The organism is Stutzerimonas nosocomialis, assembly GCF_005876855.1.
Classification (GTDB): Bacteria; Pseudomonadota; Gammaproteobacteria; order Pseudomonadales; family Pseudomonadaceae; genus Stutzerimonas; species Stutzerimonas nosocomialis.
In genome coordinates this window covers 148572-167114 of the sequence record NZ_QLAE01000001.1, presented here as the reverse complement: position 1 = coordinate 167114, position 18543 = coordinate 148572, and the positions used below count along the sequence as shown (strand labels likewise).

General features: G+C 67.0%; 16 protein-coding genes. 6 read left to right on the top strand and 10 right to left on the bottom strand.

All coding sequences use genetic code 11. The features are described 5' to 3' along the window. Window positions 1-51 precede the first annotated feature (51 nt). The 9 genes from DN824_RS00675 to glcD form a co-directional block, all read right to left on the bottom strand. Window positions 52-324 (bottom strand): HU family DNA-binding protein, encoded by a 273-nt coding sequence (locus DN824_RS00675; RefSeq protein ID WP_138406464.1) that lies wholly within the window; start codon window positions 322-324, stop codon window positions 52-54. Window positions 325-468: 144 nt separating this feature from the next. Beyond that, window positions 469-1653: an FAD-dependent oxidoreductase gene (locus DN824_RS00670; protein ID WP_138406463.1), complete on the bottom strand. Its 1185-nt coding sequence runs from the start codon at window positions 1651-1653 to the stop codon at window positions 469-471. A 28-nt stretch (window positions 1654-1681) separates the two neighbouring features. Beyond that, window positions 1682-1849, bottom strand: a complete 168-nt coding sequence (locus tag DN824_RS00665) for a rubredoxin (protein WP_138406462.1) — start codon at window positions 1847-1849, stop codon at window positions 1682-1684. Window positions 1850-1965: 116 nt separating this feature from the next. After that, complete coding sequence (locus DN824_RS00660) at window positions 1966-3669, bottom strand: L-lactate permease (RefSeq protein ID WP_138406461.1); 1704 nt, start codon at window positions 3667-3669, stop codon at window positions 1966-1968. Between the two features lie 197 nt (window positions 3670-3866). Continuing rightward, a complete protein-coding gene (locus DN824_RS00655) occupies window positions 3867-6041 on the bottom strand; it encodes a malate synthase G (protein ID WP_138406460.1) in 2175 nt (724 codons plus the stop codon). 82 nt (window positions 6042-6123) lie between these two features. Continuing rightward, window positions 6124-6522, bottom strand: a complete 399-nt coding sequence (locus DN824_RS00650) for a heme-binding protein (RefSeq protein WP_138406459.1) — start codon at window positions 6520-6522, stop codon at window positions 6124-6126. Between the two features lie 92 nt (window positions 6523-6614). Then, window positions 6615-7832, bottom strand: coding sequence for a glycolate oxidase subunit GlcF (gene glcF, locus DN824_RS00645; protein ID WP_138406458.1), 1218 nt, complete (start codon window positions 7830-7832; stop codon window positions 6615-6617). Window positions 7833-7835: 3 nt separating this feature from the next. Continuing rightward, the gene (glcE, locus tag DN824_RS00640; protein ID WP_138406457.1) at window positions 7836-8894 is read right to left on the bottom strand and encodes a glycolate oxidase subunit GlcE; all 1059 of its coding nucleotides are present in this window, start codon (window positions 8892-8894) and stop codon (window positions 7836-7838) included. Continuing rightward, window positions 8894-10393 carry a glycolate oxidase subunit GlcD gene (gene glcD, locus DN824_RS00635; RefSeq protein ID WP_138406456.1) on the bottom strand — a complete coding sequence of 500 codons (1500 nt, stop codon included), beginning with the start codon at window positions 10391-10393 and terminating at the stop codon, window positions 8894-8896. Before glcD ends, glcE begins: the two co-directional genes overlap by 1 nt. Window positions 10394-10632: 239 nt before the next feature. On the opposite strand from glcD, the gene glcC reads away from it, so the two are divergent. From glcC to DN824_RS00605, 6 genes are all read left to right on the top strand, one after another. After that, complete coding sequence (gene glcC, locus DN824_RS00630; RefSeq protein ID WP_138406455.1) at window positions 10633-11409, top strand: transcriptional regulator GlcC; 777 nt, start codon at window positions 10633-10635, stop codon at window positions 11407-11409. Between the two features lie 70 nt (window positions 11410-11479). Next, the gene (locus tag DN824_RS00625) at window positions 11480-12016 is read left to right on the top strand and encodes a chorismate--pyruvate lyase family protein (protein ID WP_414718390.1); all 537 of its coding nucleotides are present in this window, start codon (window positions 11480-11482) and stop codon (window positions 12014-12016) included. 74 nt (window positions 12017-12090) lie between these two features. Then, window positions 12091-12984 carry a 4-hydroxybenzoate octaprenyltransferase gene (ubiA, locus tag DN824_RS00620; protein WP_138406453.1) on the top strand — a complete coding sequence of 298 codons (894 nt, stop codon included), beginning with the start codon at window positions 12091-12093 and terminating at the stop codon, window positions 12982-12984. A 158-nt stretch (window positions 12985-13142) separates the two neighbouring features. After that, window positions 13143-13832, top strand: a complete 690-nt coding sequence (gene phoB / locus DN824_RS00615; RefSeq protein WP_138406452.1) for a phosphate regulon transcriptional regulator PhoB — start codon at window positions 13143-13145, stop codon at window positions 13830-13832. A gap of 129 nt (window positions 13833-13961) precedes the next feature. Further along, window positions 13962-15218, top strand: coding sequence for a phosphate regulon sensor histidine kinase PhoR (gene phoR / locus DN824_RS00610; protein WP_414718333.1), 1257 nt, complete (start codon window positions 13962-13964; stop codon window positions 15216-15218). Window positions 15219-15295: 77 nt separating this feature from the next. Then, on the top strand, window positions 15296-16636 hold the full coding sequence (locus tag DN824_RS00605; RefSeq protein WP_138406450.1) for a hemolysin family protein: 1341 nt from the start codon (window positions 15296-15298) through the stop codon (window positions 16634-16636). A 51-nt stretch (window positions 16637-16687) separates the two neighbouring features. Here the strand turns inward: DN824_RS00605 and DN824_RS00600 are convergent, their stop codons facing one another. Next, window positions 16688-18520, bottom strand: coding sequence for a sensor domain-containing diguanylate cyclase (locus tag DN824_RS00600; protein WP_138406449.1), 1833 nt, complete (start codon window positions 18518-18520; stop codon window positions 16688-16690). Between the last annotated feature and the right edge of the window lie 23 nt (window positions 18521-18543).

Sequence of the window (18543 nt, the reverse complement as noted above, 5' to 3'; positions counted from 1 at the left end):
CGCATTCACCGAGTGACCATCCGGAGCCATTCGGTCCCGGATGGCTTCGAGTCAGTTGATGGCGTCCTTGAGGGACTTGCCCGGCTTGAACGCGACCGTGTTGCTCGCCTTGATCGTCACCGGCTCGCCCGTCTGCGGGTTCTTGCCGTTGCGCGCACCACGGTGGCGCTGCACGAAGGTGCCGAAACCGACCAGGGTGACACTGTCCTTGCGGTTCAGGGCATTGATGATTTCATCGAGAACGGCGTTGAGGACGCGATTGGCCTGATCCTTGGTGAGGTCAGCCTTTTCCGCGATGGCCGCGGCGAGTTCCGGTTTACGCATTGGAAGCCTCTTTAAGACGTTTTTGTTGTTGTGTCCCGCTGTTATCCAGAACAGCGAAGGCGCTGCGACAGCTCTAGCTGGGCAGACAGAAGGAGAATGGCATGCGCTCCGGAGCCGCGCCAGTGCCGCTCACGGGTTTTGCGATCAAGCCGACGGCGTGTGCGACAGAACGTGCGGCAGATCCGCCAGCACGGGCGGAAGCTGCTTGTTCAGGGCCAATCGCTCGGCCACCGTCGCCCCGGTCAGGGCATAGCCGAGCAGCCGTCCTTCGGCATCGCGGAACAGCGCGCGGATGTCCGCGCCCTCCCCTTCGACCTGCCATTGCCCCTGGCTGCCGGTCGCGGGCGGCGAGACCACCAGCGGGCAGGCCGGCGTCTTGACGGTGATCGGCATCGGGCCGTAGCTGACCATCGTCGGGGTGCCCGCCAGCGTCTGTGCCAACGCCCGCGCGCCGCTCATCAGCGGCATCACGTAGAGCAGGTTTAGCCCTTCGACCTCGGCGCAGTCGCCCAGGGCATAGACGTTGGGCTGCGACGTCTGCAGCAGCCTATCGACCACCACGCCGCGCGCGACCTCCAGACCCGCCTCGGCCGCCAGCTCGGTGCGCGGGCGCAGGCCCACCGCGCTGACCACCAGGTCGCAGGGCAGGCTGCTGCCGTCGGACAGCGTGGCCGTCAGGCCCTCCCCGGCCCGGTCCAGGCGGCTCAACACCGGCCCCAGGTGAAACCGTGCGCCCAGCGCCTCGAGACCGCCCTGCACGGCCCTGGCGGCCTCCACCGGCAGCAGGCCGGGCATGATCTGCTCGCAGGGCGCGACCAGCTCCACCGTGTAGCCGCCGAGCAAGAGGTCATTGGCGAATTCACAGCCGATCAGCCCGGCGCCGAGGATCAGCACCCGCCGCTTGCCCTCGGCGGCGACGCGGAACCGGCCGTAGTCGAGCAGATCATTGATCGGAAAGATCGCCTCCTGCGCATCGCCTTCCACCGGCACGCGCAGCGTCTGCGCGCCCCAGGCAAGCACCAGATCGCGATAGGGCACCGGCTCCTCGCCGATCCAGACCCGCCGCGCCGCCGGCTCGATGCGGGTGACACGGGTATGGGTGCGGATTTCCGCATTCAGTTGCTCGGCCATCGCACCGGCCGTCGCCATCCCCAGGCCGGCGGCATCCTTGTTCTTGCCGAAGCCGGTGGACAGCATCGGCTTGGAATAGGAGCGACCGTCGTCGGCGGTGATCAGCAGCAGCGGCGTGGTGCTGTCGAGCTTGCGCAGCTCACGGGCCAGGTTGTAGCCGGCCAGGCCGGTACCGATGATGACGACGGGGTCGGTCATGGTTTCGCTCCTTCAGGGTGGACGTGGATCAGCTGATTTCGATCATCTCGAAGTCGAGCTTGCCGACCCCGCAATCCGGGCAGAGCCAGTCCGCGGGCACGTCTTCCCAGCGGGTACCCGGCGCGATCCCGTCGTCCGGCCAGCCCAGGGCTTCGTCATAGATCAAACCGCATACCACGCATTGCCACTTTTTCATCGATGACCTCGGAGAATGTGTCGACTGCGCCGCAACCTATACCAAAAGCGGCGCGGCGCCAAACGCTGGAAAAGCAACGGGCGGCCAAGGCCGCCCGTCGTTTGGAACGCGCATCCTCAGCGGGCGACGCCCACCAACGGATCGCTGATGCCCATGACGTAGAACCCGATCAGGCCGATGGTGCCGGCCAGCACGAGGTAGTACAGCGTCGGCAGCATGGTCTTGCGCAGGGTCACCCCTTCACGACCGAGCAGGCCGACGGTCGCCGAAGCGGCTACCACGTTGTGGATCGCGATCATGTTGCCGGCTGCGGCGCCCACCGACTGCAGCGCCACCATCAGCGCACCGGACAACCCGAGCAGGCCGGCGGTGTTGAACTGGAACTGCGACAGCATCAGGTTGGCCACCGTGTTGGAACCGGCGATGAAGGCGCCCAGGGCACCGACCGCAGGCGCGAAGAACGGATAGACGTTGCCGACGCTGTTGGCCACCAGCTGCGCCATGGCCACCGGCATCGACACCAGGTCGGAGCCGTTGACGCCGGAGTTGATCAGAATCCGCACCATCGGGATGGTGAAGATCAGCACAAAGCCGGCGCCGAGCAGCGTCTTGCTCGATTCGGAGACCGCGGCCACCAGCTGCGCCGCCTTCATCCGGTGCAGGAAGAAGGTCACCAGCACGACCATGCAGAGGATGCCCCCCGGCAGGTACAGCGGCTCGAGGGTGCCCGAGACACCGGTCTCGCCGAGGATGTCGCGCCAGCCGAAGCTCAGCGACATGAGCGAGGCCTTGACCTGCGGGAAGGTACGCGAGATCACCAGGAACACCGCGAGCAGCAGGTAGGGCGCCCAGGCCAGGGGGACGGAGATCGGCGCACGACCGGCGACGTCCTCGATCTTCATTTCGATCTTGCCCATCCACTCGGCCGGCCACTCGCTCGGCGGCGCGAAGTCCCAGCTGTCCTTGGGCAGCATGAAGCCTGCCTTGGCTGCCGGTACCACGATCGCCAGGCCCACCAGCGCACCGATCATCGCCGGGAATTCAGGCCCGAGGAAGACGCCCGCCAGCGCATAGGGAATGACGAAGGCGAACCCGGTGAAGATGGCGAACGGCGCCATTTTCAGACCTTCGCTCCAGGAGTGGTTGCGACCGAAGTAGCGGGTCATGATGCTGAGCATGATCAGCGGCATGAGGATGCCGCACAGCGCATGGATGATCGCCACCCGCGAGAAGATCAGGTGGAAGAACACGTCCCAGTTGCTGCCCACCGTCGCCAGCTGCGCGCCGATGCCCGCCTGGTCGAGGCCGCCCCCGACGCCCACCAGGATCGGTGTGCCCACCGCGCCGAAGGACACCGGCGTGGATTGCACCATCATCCCCAGCACGACCGCGGCCAGGGCCGGGAAGCCGAGCGCCACCAGCAGCGGCGCGACGACCGCGGCGGGTGTACCGAAGCCCGAGGCCCCTTCGATGAAGCAGCCGAACAGCCAGGCGACGATCAGCACCTGTACCCGTTTATCCGGGCTGACGTTGGCGAAGCCCCGGCGGATCGAGGCGATGCCGCCCGAATGCTTGAGGGTGTTGAGAAGGAGGATGGCGCCAAAGATGATCCAGAGGATCGAGGCGGTGAGAATCAGGCCCTGCAGCGTCGAGGCGATGACGCGGTTGAGCGTCATGTCCCAGGCCAGCAGGCCGATCAGTGCGGTGAGGACGAAAACCAGCGGCATTGCGAACTTGGCCGGCCAGCGAAAGCCGATCAGTAGCACACCCGCCAGTACCAGTGGCACGAAGGCCAGAATGGACAGCAGCGTTTGACTCATGTTGGGTCCCTGTATTGTTTTTGTGAACCACTTCTTATTGTCCGGGCATGCCCGGTCCCCGCATGGGACGGCGCGTCTGCGGCACCGTTCCCGAAGACGCCGGCCCCGCGCGTCGAAAGGGCCTGCGCCAATGCTCGTAAGCCCCGGTGCCTGAGGCGACCGGGGCTTTTCATTTCACTGTCTACCGCTGCGGGCGCTTAGCCCTGCTTGAAGGTCAGCCTCCACTGATGCAGCAACGGCTCGGTGTAACCGCTCGGTTGTTCGCGCCCCTTGAAGACCAGATCGCAGGCCGCCTTGAAGGCGATCGACCGAGTGTAATCGGCCGCCATCGGACGATACAGCGGATCGCCCGCGTTCTGCCCGTCTACCACCTTGGCCATGCGCTCCAGGGTCTCCTGCACCCGCTCGCGGGTGACCACGCCATGGTGCAGCCAGTTGGCCAGGTGCTGGCTGGAAATACGCAGCGTGGCGCGGTCTTCCATCAGCCCGACGTTGTGGATGTCCGGCACCTTGGAGCAGCCGACGCCCTGCTCGACCCAGCGCACCACGTAGCCGAGGATGCCCTGGCAGTTGTTGTCCAGCTCCTGCTGGATGGCGTCGTCGCTCCAGTTGCGCTCGACGGCCACCGGCACGGTCAGCAGGGCGTCGAGCAGCTTGTCACGCTCGGCGGACAGGTCGACAGCCTCCAGCTCCTGCTGAATGGCCTGGACACTGACCTGGTGATAATGCAGCGCATGCAGGGTCGCCGCGGTGGGCGACGGAACCCAGGCGGTGTTGGCACCGGCCTTGGGATGGCCGATCTTCTGCTCGAGCATGGCCGCCATCAGGTCCGGCATGGCCCACATGCCCTTGCCGATCTGCGCCTTGCCACGCAGGCCGCAGGCCAGGCCGACCAGCACGTTGTTGCGCTCGTAGGCCTGAATCCACGGCGTGCTCTTCATGTCGCCCTTGCGCAGCATCGGGCCGGCTTCCATGGCGGTGTGCATCTCGTCGCCGGTGCGGTCGAGGAAGCCGGTGTTGATGAAGGCGACGCGGCTCTTCGCTGCGCCGATGCAGGCCTTGAGGTTGACGCTGGTGCGCCGCTCCTCGTCCATGATGCCCATCTTCAGGGTGTTGCGCGGCAGGCCGATGAGGTCCTCGACGCGGCCGAACAGTTCGTCGGCGAAGGCGACTTCCTTCGGCCCGTGCATCTTCGGCTTGACGATGTAGACGCTGCCGGTGCGCGAGTTGCCCTGGCGCTTGAGGTCGTGCTTGGCGATCAGGCTGGTGAACACGCCGTCGAGGATGCCTTCTGGCACTTCGCGGCCTTCGCCGTCGAGCACGGCCGGGTTGGTCATCAGGTGGCCGACGTTGCGGATGAACAGCAGCGAACGGCCGTGCAGCTTGAGGCTGCCGCCGGCGGCCGCGGTGTACTCGCGGTCCGGGTTGAGCCGGCGGGTGAAGCTGCCGCCGCCCTTGCTCACTTCCTCGGTTAGGTCGCCCTTCATCAGGCCGAGCCAGTTGCGGTAGACCACCACCTTGTCGTCGGCATCGACCGCGGCGACCGAGTCCTCGCAGTCGAGGATGGTCGACAGCGCCGCTTCCATCAGCAGGTCCTTGACGCCCGCCGGGTCGCTCTGCCCGATCGGGCTGTTCGGGTCGATCTGGATTTCGATGTGCAGGCCGTTGTTCTTCAGCAGCACGGCCTTGGGCTCCAGGGCCTCGCCCTGATAGCCGACGAACTTCTCCGGCTGCGCCAGGCCGGTGACGGTGCCGTTCTCCAGGGTGACCTGCAGCTGGCCGTCCTGGACGCGGTAGCTGACCGAGTCGACATGCGAGCCCTGCGCCAGCGGCGCGGCCTGATCGAGCACGTTGCGGGCGAAGGCGATGACCTTGGCGCCGCGTACTTCGTTGTAGCCCGGGCCCTTCTGCGCGCCGCCCTCTTCGCTGATGGCGTCGGTGCCGTACAGCGCGTCATACAGCGAGCCCCAGCGCGCGTTGGCGGCGTTGAGCGCATAGCGCGCGTTCATCACCGGCACCACCAGCTGCGGGCCGGCCTGCTGGGAGATCTCGCTGTCGACGTTAGCCGTATCGGCCTGCACGGTGCCCGGATCGGGCTGCAGGTAGCCGATCGACTCGAGGAACTGCCGATACGCCGGCATGTCGGCGATCGGGCCGGGATTGGCACGGTGCCAGTTGTCCAGTTCGGTCTGCAGGCGGTCACGCTCGGCCAGCAGGTCGCGGTTCTTCGGCGCCAGGTCGTGCACCAGGGTGTCCAGCCCGCTCCAGAAGGCGGCGCTGTCCAGGTCCAGGCCCGGCAGGACTTCCTGGTCGACGAACTGCTTGAGATTGGTCGCCACTTGCAGGCGGTTGCAGGTTACGCGCTCGGTCATTGTCATTGTCTCCGTCTGCCGCTCGGACAGGGGTTCAGCCGATGGGTTCGCATGCGGGCGCCTCGCGCCCGTGGTTTTCAGTTCAAAGCGCCTGGACGCCGGCCTTGGCGACCTGGGCATCCTGGTCGGCCTTGACGCCGGACACGCCGACCGCGCCGATCACCTGGCCGTCCACGATCACCGGCACGCCGCCTTCGAGCGAGCAGACCACGGGCGCCGACAGGAACGCGCTGCGCCCGCCGTTGACCATGTCCTCGTAGCCCTTGGTCTCACGACGACCGAGGGCCGCGGAGCGCGCCTTCTCGGTGGCGATGTAGGCACCGATCGGGGCGCAGCCGTCCAGACGTTCCAGCGCCAGCGGGTGGCCGCCATCGTCGACCACGGCGATGGTCACGGCCCACTGGTTGTTCTGCGCTTCCGCGCGCGCCGCGGCCAGGATCTGGCCAACTTCGGTCTGGGTCAGTACGGCTTTGCTCTGCATGTCTCTCTCCTTTTATTCGTTCTTCGATTCGGTCGGCGCCGAGTTCGCCGGCGACCGGGGTTGATCATCCTACCTGCTCGCCACGCCGTTGATTAGGCCATGGCTTCTTCGACCACCTCGATCCAGTGCCGGACCGGCGTGCGGCCGGCGCCGTCGAGGTGGGTCTGACAGCCGATGTTGGCGGTCACGATGACTTCGGGCTGGCCGCTTTCCAGGGCGTTGAGCTTGTTGTCGCGCAGCTCCTTGGACAGCGCCGGCTGGGTGATCGAGTAGGTACCGGCCGAGCCGCAGCACAGATGCGCGTCGGGCACCGCGGTGAGGTGGAAGCCGAGCCGGGTGAGCACGCTTTCGACCGCGCCGCCGAGCTTCTGGGCGTGCTGCAGGGTGCAGGGGCAGTGGAACGCCATGCGCAAGTCGCTGCGCACGTTCAGGTTCTCCAGCGGCGCCTCGCGCATGACCTCCACCAGGTCCTTGGCCAGGGCGCTGACCCGGCTCGCCTTGCTGGCATAGGCCGGATCGCCCGCCAGCAGGTGGCCGTATTCCTTGACGAAGGCACCGCAGCCGCTGGCGGTCTGCACGATCGCCTCGGCACCCGCCTCGATCTGCGGCCACCAGGCGTCGATGTTGCGCCGGGCGCGGTCCAGACCGGCTTCCTGGGCATTGAGGTGATAATCCACCGCGCCGCAGCAACCGGCCTCGCGCACCGGCGTGACGCTGATGCCGAGGCGATCGAGCACCCGCGCGGTCGCCGCGTTGGTGTTCGGCGACAGGCCCGGCTGCACGCAGCCTTCGAGAATCAGCACGCGCCGTGCGTGCTGCACCGGCGGACGCGCCTTGGCCGGCGTGATGTCGCGCGGCAGCTTGGCCTTGATCGTGGCAGGCAGGAACGGCCGGAACGCCTGGCCGGCGCCGAGCGCCACCTTGAACAGCGCCGGACGCGGCATCAGGGTGCGCAGGCCGGCGCGCAGGGCACGCTCGCCCAGCGGGCGCGGGATCTTGCGCTCGATGAAGTCGCGGCCGATGTCCAGCAGGTTGTGGTACTGCACGCCGGAGGGGCAGGTGGTTTCGCAGTTGCGGCAGGTCAGGCAGCGGTCCAGATGCTCTTGCGTCGCCGGCGATATCGGCGCGCCTTCGAGCGCCTGCTTCATCTGGTAGATGCGGCCGCGCGGGCCGTCGAGCTCGTCCCCGAGAATCTGGTAGGTCGGGCAGGTGGCATTGCAGAACCCGCAGTGCACGCAGGAGCGCAGGATCCGCTCGGCTTCCTCGGCGCGCGGCAGGCGCTTGGCCTCTTCACTCAAATTGGTTTGCACAGCTTAAACCTCGGCGTACATGCGGCCGGGGTTGAACACCCCGTTCGGATCGAGTTGCGACTTGAGCTGGCGGTGGTAGCGCAGCAGTCCGGCCTCCAGCGGCTGGAACGGACTGTCGGCCACCCCCGCGCTGAAGCAGGTGGCGTGGCCGCCCACCTCGCTGACGATGGCGCGGATGCTGGCGGCATCGGCGTCGGACTTGAGCCAGCGCTGGGCACCGGCCCAGTCCACCAGCTGCTCGCCCGGCAGCGCCAGCACCGATACGTTGTTGGGCAGCGACAGCCGCCACAGCGGCCGCCGATCCCTGAAGAAATCCAGCTGCTGGTCACGCAACGCGGCCCAGTAGCCCGGATCGAGCTCGTCGCCGCCGATGCGGTCACGCGCCGCCTTCACCGAGCCTTCCCCGCCTTCGAGCCGCAGGTAAAGGGCCTCGCCGTCGTGGCTCGCGCCGCTGATCGGCACCGGCTGCTGGCCCCATTCGGCCAGCTTGAGCAGGGCGCGATCCTGGCTCATCGGCACCCGCAGGCTCAGGCACTCGCGCGGCTTGGGCAGCACCTTGAGCGACACCTCGGTGATCAGCCCCAGGCAACCGAAACTGCCGGCCATCAGCCGCGACAGGTCGTAGCCGGCGACGTTCTTCATCACCTCGCCACCGAAGCGCAGGTGCTTGCCGTGGCCGGTGATGACCCGGCTGCCGAGCACGAAATCGCGTACCGAACCACACCAGGGCCGGCGCGGGCCGGAAAGCCCGGCGGCGATCATGCCACCGACGGTGGCGCCTTCGCCCAGGTGCGGCGGCTCGCAAGGCAGCATCTGCCCCGCTTCGTCCAGTGCCGCCTCGAGCTCGGCCAGCGGCGTGCCGGCACGGACGCTGACCACCAGCTCGGTGGGGTCGTAGCTGACGATACCGCGGTGGCCACGGGTATCGAGCAGCTCGCCCTCGACCGTGCGGCCGAGAAACGCCTTGCTGCCGCCGCCCTGGATGCGCAGCGCCGCCCCGCTGGCAAGCGCGTGATTGACCTGCTCGAGCAGGCGCGCGCTGTCGTCGAACGATACGGTCATCAGAAACGCTCCAGTTCAGGGAAGGGCAGCTGCCCACCATGCACGTGCATGCCGCCGAATTCGGCGCAGCGGTGCAGGGTCGGGATGTTCTTGCCGGGATTGAGCAGGCCGCTCGGATCGAAGGCGGCCTTGACCGCGTGGAACAGGGTCAGCTCGTCGCTGTTGAACTGGGCGCACATCTGGTTGATCTTCTCGCGCCCCACGCCGTGTTCGCCGGTAATCGAGCCGCCGACCTTGACGCAGAGTTCGAGGATCTTGCCGCCGAGCGCCTCGGCGCGCTCCAGCTCGCCGGGGGTGTTGGCATCGAAGAGGATCAGCGGGTGCATGTTGCCGTCGCCGGCGTGGAACACGTTGGCCACGCGCAGCCCGTATTCGTCGGACAGATCGGCGATGCCCTTGAGCACGCCGGGCAGCTCGCGGCGGGGAATGGTGCCGTCCATGCAGTAGTAATCCGGCGAGATGCGCCCCACCGCCGGGAAGGCGTTCTTGCGTCCGGCCCAGAACTTCACCCGCTCGGCCTCGTCGCGGGCCTGACGCACTTCGGTGGCACCGGCCAGCGTCAGGACCTCGCTGACCCGCGCGCAGTCGGCGTGCACGTCGGCTTCGACGCCGTCGAGCTCGCACAGCAGGATCGCTTCGGCGTCGACCGGATAGCCGGCCCGGATGAAATCCTCGGCGGCGCGGATCGACAGGTTGTCCATCATTTCCAGGCCGCCCGGGATGATGCCGGCGGCGATGATGTCGCCCACCGCGCGACCGGCCTTTTCCACCGAGTCGAAGCTGGCCAGCAGGACCTTGGCGACCTGCGGCTTGGGCAGCAGCTTGACGGTCACCTCGGTGACCACGCCGAGCATCCCTTCGGAACCGGTGAACAACGCCAGCAGATCGAATCCGGGGCTGTCCAGCGCATCGGACCCGAGCGTCAGTGGCTCGCCTTCGACGGTGAGGATCTCGACCTTGAGCAGGTTGTGCACGGTCAGCCCGTACTTCAGGCAATGCACGCCGCCGGCGTTCTCGGCCACGTTGCCGCCGATCGAGCAGGCGATCTGCGAAGACGGGTCCGGTGCGTAGTAGAGGTCATGGGGCGCCGCGGCCTGGGAAATCGCCAGGTTGCGCACACCGGGCTGGACCCGGGCGAAACGGGCCGCCGGATCGATCTCGAGGATCTTGTTGAAGCGCGCCATCACCAGCAGCACGCCCTGTTCCAGGGGCAGCGCCCCGCCGGACAGGCCGGTGCCGGCGCCGCGCGCCACGACCGGCACGCCACGCTGGTGGCAGATCTTGAGCAGAGTCCGGACCTGGTCGAGCCGCTCGGGCAGCGCGACCAGCAGCGGCCGGGTGCGGTAGGCCGAAAGCCCGTCGCATTCATAGGGCGTCAGCTCTTCGGCACGGTGCAACAGGTCGAGGTCGGGCAGCTGCGCTTGCAGCTCGGCCAGCAGGGCGGCCTTGTCAACCTTGGGCAGCGCACCGTCGACGCGTTCGTCGTACAGGATATTCATCAGTCAGGCGCTCGATTTCTTATCGTTATGGTGAATCGCAGGCTGGCTGCGATCCTATGTCGCATCAATACCGCCGCAAGGCCTCCTCCGTCCACGCAAAAATCCACTGGTCCTACCAGTTTTTTCTGCCTTACACTGCACCGAACGACCTGTCGGCCGCGTCAGCACTGGATGACCTGCGCGTCACATCCGGCTCGCTTGGCCATCCCCACGAACTGGTCCTACCAGCAGGAGAGCGCATGCTCAGCGAACCCGAAACGACCACCGAGCGCCGCCAGCTCGCCGATGTCGTCGCCGAACGCATCGAGCGCCTGATCGTCGACGGCGTGCTCAAGGTCGGCCAGGCGCTGCCCTCGGAGCGCCGGCTGTGCGAGAAGCTCGGCATCTCCCGCTCGGCGCTGCGTGAAGGGCTGCGCGTGCTGCGCGGGCGCGGAATCCTGGAGACGGCCCAGGGCCGTGGTTCCTTCGTCGCGCGGCTGTCGGGCGGCAACGACGCGAGCCCGCTGATGCACCTGTTCAACTCCCAACCGCGCACGCTCTACGACCTGCTCGAGGTGCGCGGCCTGCTGGAGGGCGAGTCCGCCCGGCTGGCGGCGTTGCGTGGCACCGAGGCGGATTTCATCCTGCTTCGCCGACGCTACGAGGAGATGCTCGCCGCCCATGCCGGCGAGGCGACCGACCCGCGCGAACACGCGCGCCTGGACCACGCCTTCCACCTGGCGGTCTGCGAGGCGTCGCACAACCCGGTGCTGGTGCACACGTTGCAGTCGCTCACCGACCTGATGCTGAGCACCGTGTTCGCCTCGGTGAACAACCTCTACCACCGGCCGGCCCAGAAGCGGCAGATCGATCGCCAGCACGCCCGGCTGTTCCACGCGGTGACCGGACGCCTGCCCGAGCAGGCGCAGCGGGCCGCCCGCGACCACATCAACAGCATTCGCGACAACCTCAAGGAAATCGAGCAGGAAGAGCAGCGCCTGGTGCGCGCCTCGATGCGCCTGGAAGGCTGGGCCTGACCGGACGCGGGTTGAAGCCGGCGAGCCGGGCCCCGTAGACTCGCGGCTCACCCGCCTGTTCAGATCCGCCGTGACCGATTCCCTCTGCTGGTTCCCCGCCGACACCCCGCCCTCCCCGCTGCGCGACGACGAGCACACCTGGCTGCTCGACGACGGCTCGCTGACCCGCCGTCTGACGGCGCTCGCCGACGGCCGTTTTCGCGTTCAACCCCTCGCCGAAGGCTGGCAGCCCTTGCGGGCCGACGAATGCACGGCCCTCGGCGTGCCGCCCGGCAGCGAGGGCTGGGTGCGGGAGGTCTATCTGCTGGGCGACGAACAGCCCTGGGTGTTCGCCCGCAGCGTCGCGGCCAAGGCGGCGTTGCTGGCCGGCGACATCCCGCTGCAGGAACTGGGTACACGGTCGCTCGGAGAACTGCTGTTCAGCGACCCGGCCTTCAGCCGTGGCGACATGCAGCTGTGCCGCTATCCGGCCGAGCGGATGCCCGAAGCGGTACGCGAACCAGGCTTGTGGGCGCGCCGCTCGGCCTTCGTCCGGGGGCCCCTGGCGGTGCTGGTGGCCGAGATCTTCCTGCCGGCCTTCTGGCGCAAGGTCGCCGGCCCGGCATGATCGGCGGACGGCACGCCGACAGCGCAGCGATCGAGACCGTATAATCCCGGCACAGCCTTCAACGAGCCGCCGCGATGTACAACAAAGTGCTGCTGCACGCCTGTAACCGTCTGCACCCGCGCGCCTGGGACTTCGTCCAGCTGATGCGCTTCGACCGCCCCATCGGCACCTACCTGCTGCTCTGGCCGACCCTCTGGGCGCTGTGGATCGCGGCCGAAGGCGTGCCGAGCGCCAAGAACCTGTTCATTTTCGTGCTGGGCGTGATCCTGATGCGCGCCGCCGGCTGCGTGATCAACGACTATGCCGACCGCAATTTCGACGGCCACGTCAAACGCACCAAGGGCCGCCCGCTGGCCACCGGCAAGGTCGCGCCGAAGGAAGCCCTGATCCTGTTCGCGGTACTGGTCGCGCTGAGCTTCGGGCTGGTCCTGCTGACCAACGCGGCCACCCTCTGGCTGTCGTTCGGCGCCCTGGGCGTCGCGGCGCTCTACCCCTTCATGAAGCGCTACACCTTCTATCCGCAGGTGGTGCTGGGCGCGGCCTTTTCCTGGGGCATGCCGATGGCCTTCACCGCCGAGACCGGCAGCCTGCCGCCCGAAGCCTGGCTGCTGTTCATCGCCAACCTGATCTGGACGGTCGGCTACGACACCTACTACGCCATGGCCGACCGCGAGGACGACCTGAAGATCGGCATCCGCTCCACCGCCATCCTCTTCGGCGAGGCCGACCGCATCATGATCCTCAGCCTGCAGGGGCTGGCACTGTTCTGCCTGATTCTCGCCGGGGTGCGCTTCGAACTCGGCCAGTGGTTCCACTTCGGCCTGCTGATCGCCGCCGGCTGCTTCGCCTGGGAGTTCTGGACCACCCAGTCGCGGCGGCCGGACAAATGCTTCAAGGCCTTCCTGCACAACCACTGGGCCGGCCTGGCGATCCTCGTCGGCATCGTGCTGGACTTCGCGACGCGCTAAGGCGTCGCGCCCAGCCAGCCGGGGGCGAGCGATCGGCAAGCATGCTGCGCCTGCGGCGACCACGTACCAAACCCTCGCCACCATCGCCTTCCTGTCACACCTCTGAAACATTTCCGTTATCTAATGCCCAACGAAAAGAAACGACCCGAGGCTCTAGCATGAGTGGCAAGAACATTCTGATCGTCGACGACGAGGCGCCGATTCGCGAGATGATCGTCGTCGCGCTGGAGATGGCCGGTTATGAATGCCTGGAAGCGGAAAACACCCAGCAGGCCCACGCCTTGATCATCGACCGCCAGCCGGACCTGATCCTGCTGGACTGGATGCTGCCCGGCACCTCGGGGATCGAACTGGCGCGGCGCCTCAAGCGCGACGAACTGACCGCCGGCATCCCCATCGTGATGCTCACGGCCAAGGATGAAGAGGACAACAAGATCCAGGGCCTGGAGGTCGGCGCCGACGACTACATCACCAAGCCCTTCTCGCCCCGCGAGCTGGTGGCGCGCCTGAAGGCGGTGCTGCGCCGCGCCGGCCCGGCCGACAGCGAAGCGCCGATCGAAGTGGGCGGCCTGCTGCTGGACCCGGTCAGCCACCGCGTCACCATCGACGGCCGCCCCGCCGAGATGGGGCCCACCGAATACCGTCTGCTGCAGTTCTTCATGACCCACCAGGAGCGCGCCTATACCCGTGGCCAGCTGCTCGATCAGGTCTGGGGCGGCAACGTCTATGTCGAAGAGCGCACGGTGGACGTGCACATCCGCCGGCTGCGCAAGGCACTGGGCGAGGTCTATGAAAATCTGGTGCAGACGGTGCGCGGAACCGGCTATCGTTTTTCCACCAAGAACTGAGCCAGGACCGGCAATGGCCGCTCTTCACGCTGACCGGCTTCACCCCACCTTCCGCCGTTTCCCCCACCCGCAGGAGCGCCACCGTTGAATCCGGACTGGCGCGGCGCGGTGGTGCGCCGCCTGCTGCTCATGGTGGTCGCCTCCCTGCTGCTCGGACTGCTGACCGACCAGTACGCCTGGTCGCTGGTGGTGGGCCTGGCGCTCTACCTGGGCTGGACGCTGGTGCAGCTGCTGCGCCTGCACAAGTGGCTCAAGGACCATCAGCCCGAAGAACCGCCGCCGGACGGCTACGGCATCTGGGGCGAGGTGTTCGACTGCCTGTACAAGCTGCAACGCGACGACCTGCGCGCCCGACGGCGCCTGCAGGCGATCATCGACCGCGTCCAGGAATCGACCGCGGCCCTCAAGGACGCGGTGATCATGCTCGACAGCGACGGCAACCTGGAATGGTGGAACAGCGCCGCCAACCGCTTGCTCGGACTGAAGGACCCGCAGGACAGCGGCCATCCGATCACCAACCTGGTCCGCCATCCGGCGTTCAAGGATTATTTCGAAAGCGGCAAGCATCAGGAGCCTCTGGAGCTGCCCTCGCCGGTCAACGACCGCATCCACCTGCAGATCCACCTGACCCGCTACGGCAACAGCGAGCACCTGATGGTGGTCCGTGACGTCACCCGCCTGCACCTGCTCGAACAGATGCGCAAGGATTTCGTCGCCAACGTCTCCCACGAGCTGCGCACACCGCTGACGGTGATCGCCGGCTACCTGGAAACGCTGCTGGAAAACGTCGACCAGGTGAACCCGCGCTGGCAACGGCCGCTGCTGCAGATGAACCAGCAGGCCGGGCGCATGCAGCACCTGCTGAACGACCTGCTGCTGCTGGCCAAGCTGGAGGCGACCACCTACCCGTCCAACAACCAGCCGGTGGCGGTCGAGCCACTGCTGCAATCGATCCGAAGCGACGCCCTGGCGCTCTCGGCGGACAAGAAGCACCGCATCACCCTCGAGGCGGACGCCGAGCTGCAGCTCAAGGGCAGCGAGACCGAACTGCGCAGCGCCTTTTCCAACCTGGTGTTCAACGCGGTCAAGTACACGCCGGCCGGCGGCGAGATCCACATCCAGTGGTGGGGCAACGAGCAGGGCGCGCACCTGAGCGTGCAGGACAACGGGCCGGGGATCGAAGCCAAGCACCTGCCCAGGCTCACCGAACGCTTCTACCGGGTCGATTCCAGCCGCGCCAGCAGCACGGGTGGCACCGGGCTCGGCCTGGCCATCGTCAAGCATGTGCTGCTACGCCACCAGGGCCGCCTGGACATCAACAGCACGCCGGGCAAGGGGAGCGTCTTCACCTGCCACTTCCAGCCGTCGCAGGTCACCAGGACCTGACGACACCCCGGCATCTACCCTTGCATTCCCGCCAGTTCGGCTCCATCTTCTAGGCGTCATAGACTTCCCCAACGCTCATGGACCCTTCCCCCGCGTATAGCGCAACCTCGTACTTCGCCGATTTCGGCCTGATTCTCTTTGCCCTGGTCCTGGTTCTGCTCAACGGCTTCTTCGTCGCGGCCGAGTTCGCCATGGTCAAGCTGCGCGCCACCAAGGTCGAGACCCTCGCGCGCGACCACGGCTGGCGCGGCCGTATCCTGCGCACCGTGCACAACCAGCTCGACGCCTACCTGTCGGCCTGCCAGCTGGGCATCACCCTCGCCTCGCTGGGTCTGGGCTGGGTCGGCGAGCCAGCCTTCGCCCACCTGCTCGAGCCCTTGCTGGGCTCGCTGGGCATCCAGTCCCCGGCGCTGGTTCACGCCATCGCCTTCTTCACCGCGTTCTTCATCATTTCCTACCTGCACATCGTGATCGGCGAGCTGGCGCCCAAGTCCTGGGCGATTCGCAAGCCGGAGCTGCTTTCGCTGTGGACGGCGGTGCCGCTGTATCTGTTCTACTGGCTCATGTACCCGGCCATCTACCTGCTCAATGCCAGCGCCAACGCGATCCTGCGGGTCGCCGGCCAGGGCGAGCCGGATTTCAGCCACGAGCACCACTACAGCCGCGAAGAGCTCAAGCTGATCCTCCATTCGAGCCGCGCGATCGACCCCAGCGACCAGGGCATCCGCGTGCTCGCCTCGGTGGTTCAGATGAGCGAGCTGGAGGTGGTGGACTGGGCCAGTTCGCGCGAGGACCTGGTGCAGCTCGAACACGACGCGAGCCTGCCTGACGTGCTCAGCCTGATCCGCCGCCACAAGTACAGCCGCTATCCGGTCTACGACAGCAGCCGTGGCGAGTACGTCGGCCTGCTCCACATCAAGGACCTGCTGCTGGCCCTGGCGGCCAACGACGGCCTGACCGACGCGCTCGACTTCAACGCCCTGCTGCGGCCGCTGGAGCGAGTCTCGAAGAACCTCCCGCTGGGCACGCTGCTCGAGCAGTTCCGCCAGGGCGGCGCGCACTTCGTGCTGGTCGAGGAAGGCGACCACAAGGTCATCGGCTTCCTGACCATGGAAGACGTGCTCGAAGTGCTGGTCGGCGACATCCAGGACGAACACCGCAAGACCGAGCGCGGCATCCTCGCCTACCAGCCGGGCAAGCTGCTGGTGCGCGGCGACACCCCGCTGTTCAAGGTGGAGCGGCTACTGGACGTCGACCTCGACCATGTCGAAGCCGAGACCCTCGCCGGCCTGGTCTATGACACGCTCAACCGGGTGCCGGAAGAGGACGAGGCGCTGGAAGTCGAAGGTCTGCGCATCATCATCAAGAAGATGCGCGGCCCGAAGATCGTACTGGCCAAGGTGCTCAAGCTGGAATAACCCTGCAGGCGCCGTGAACACGGCGCCGATCGCCGCCCGGACAAGGCTGGCTCAGGACGCGCAACAGACCCGGTTGCGCCCCGCGCCCTTGGCCGCATAGAGCGCACGGTCTGCCGCGCCGATCAGCTCGCTCATTTGCAGCGGCGTTCCTCCGTCGTGCACAGCCAGCCCGATGCTCACGCTGATCGGCACCTGTTCGCCGTTCTCAAGCAGGCTCAGCGATGCGACCTCGGCACGTATTTCCTCGGCGCGAACGGCGGCGCTGGCGGCATCGATATCGCTGAGCAGCACGAGGAACTCCTCACCGCCATAGCGCGCGGCCAGGTCGCCACGACGCTGCGCGTTGCGCCGCAGCACATCGGCCACCGCATTGATGCAGCGGTCGCCGGCCGGGTGGCCAAAGCGATCGTTGACGCTCTTGAAATGGTCGATGTCGATGACCATCACCGCCAGTGGCTTGTTGCTCTGCAGCTCCAGCTGCCGGTCGCAGTAACGCCGGTTGGCCAGCTGGGTCAAGGGGTCGATATTGCTCAGTCGGGTCAGCTCGGCATTGGCCTGAGCCAGCTCACGGGTGGACTGCTGCAGCTCGGTGGTTCGCTCGACAACCCGGCGCTCGAGCTCTTCGTTCGCACGGGCCTGCTCCGAAAGCAGCCGCTCCTGGGTTTCCAGGCGCGCCTCGCGCTCGCCGATCAGCGCGGTCTGCGCCGTGATCCTGGCCGCCCGCTCGTTATTGATGCGATGCGCCAGCGCCACGGACAGCAGAATGAATTCGGCGAAGAAACCGGCCGTCTGCATCCGCAACGTGAGCTGGTTGACGGGCAACACCCCCTGCAGCGCGGCGACATGCACCACCGTGCCGGCGATGAGGAAAAACCACGCCAGGCTGAACAGGGGCGCCGAGCGATCGCCCCGACGCCACAGGCTGAGCGCCGAGGCGAACGCCAGCAGGCAGCTCACCAACGCGACCAGAGGAATGCCCAGTGCGTGCAGGAACTGTGGACGCACGATCGCTAGCAGAAGCACCACCGTCCAGTAGCCGAGCAATGCGTTGTTGGCCCACAGCACCCAGCCCCCGTGGTGACGCATGTGGAGGAAAATCCGCGCGAACAGCGTCGCGGCGAAGAAGCTCCAGGCGGCGGACAACACGTAGATGAGTCCTGCAAGGCGCCCCAGTTCGGGCCAGAGGAACAGCACGCCGAAGCCGGTCAAGGCGAGCTCGTACACCACGACGCCGAGCAGATAGAGGGAATACCAGGCGTAACTGGAGTCCCGGGTGAAGGTATAGAGGCTGAGGTTGTACAGCAGCACCGCCAGCATCGCGCCAAAGAACAGCCCCAGCAGGGTCCTCTGGCTCATCTCGTACTGCAGGTAGGCAGGTTCGGTCAGCAGTTGCATGGGAGCGACCAGGTTCTCGCCGCTCTGCATCTGCAGATACACCCAGCGCGTCTCGGCCAACGGCAGGTGCAGTGGGAATGTCGGCTGCCGGGCGGGTTCGGGCCAGGCACTCAGAGGCAGACGGTCCCCGGCCACCCACGGAGCGCTCCACTGCCCAGTGCCAGGATTCAGCACCCGCAACTCGATGCGGTCGAGGATCGGCCACTCCACCAGAAGGCGCCAGTCAGGCTGCTGGGAGCGGTTATGGACCGCCATCCGCACCCATACGGCGCCAGGCTGGCGCCCGAGGCTGAGCGACGAACCGCTCACCGGCTGCCAGCCCTCGGCCCGGCTCGCCTCTGCGAAATCCAGCGGCTGCCCGGGCAGAAGGTATTCGAGCTGCTGCGCCAGGCGCACCGAAGGCTGCTGGTCGGAGAGTGACAAGGGGGCAGCGCCGAGGCCGGAAGCGACCAACAGACAGAGCAGCAAACCGATAATCTGAATTGGCACTACGAGCCCTCGATCCGATGAGC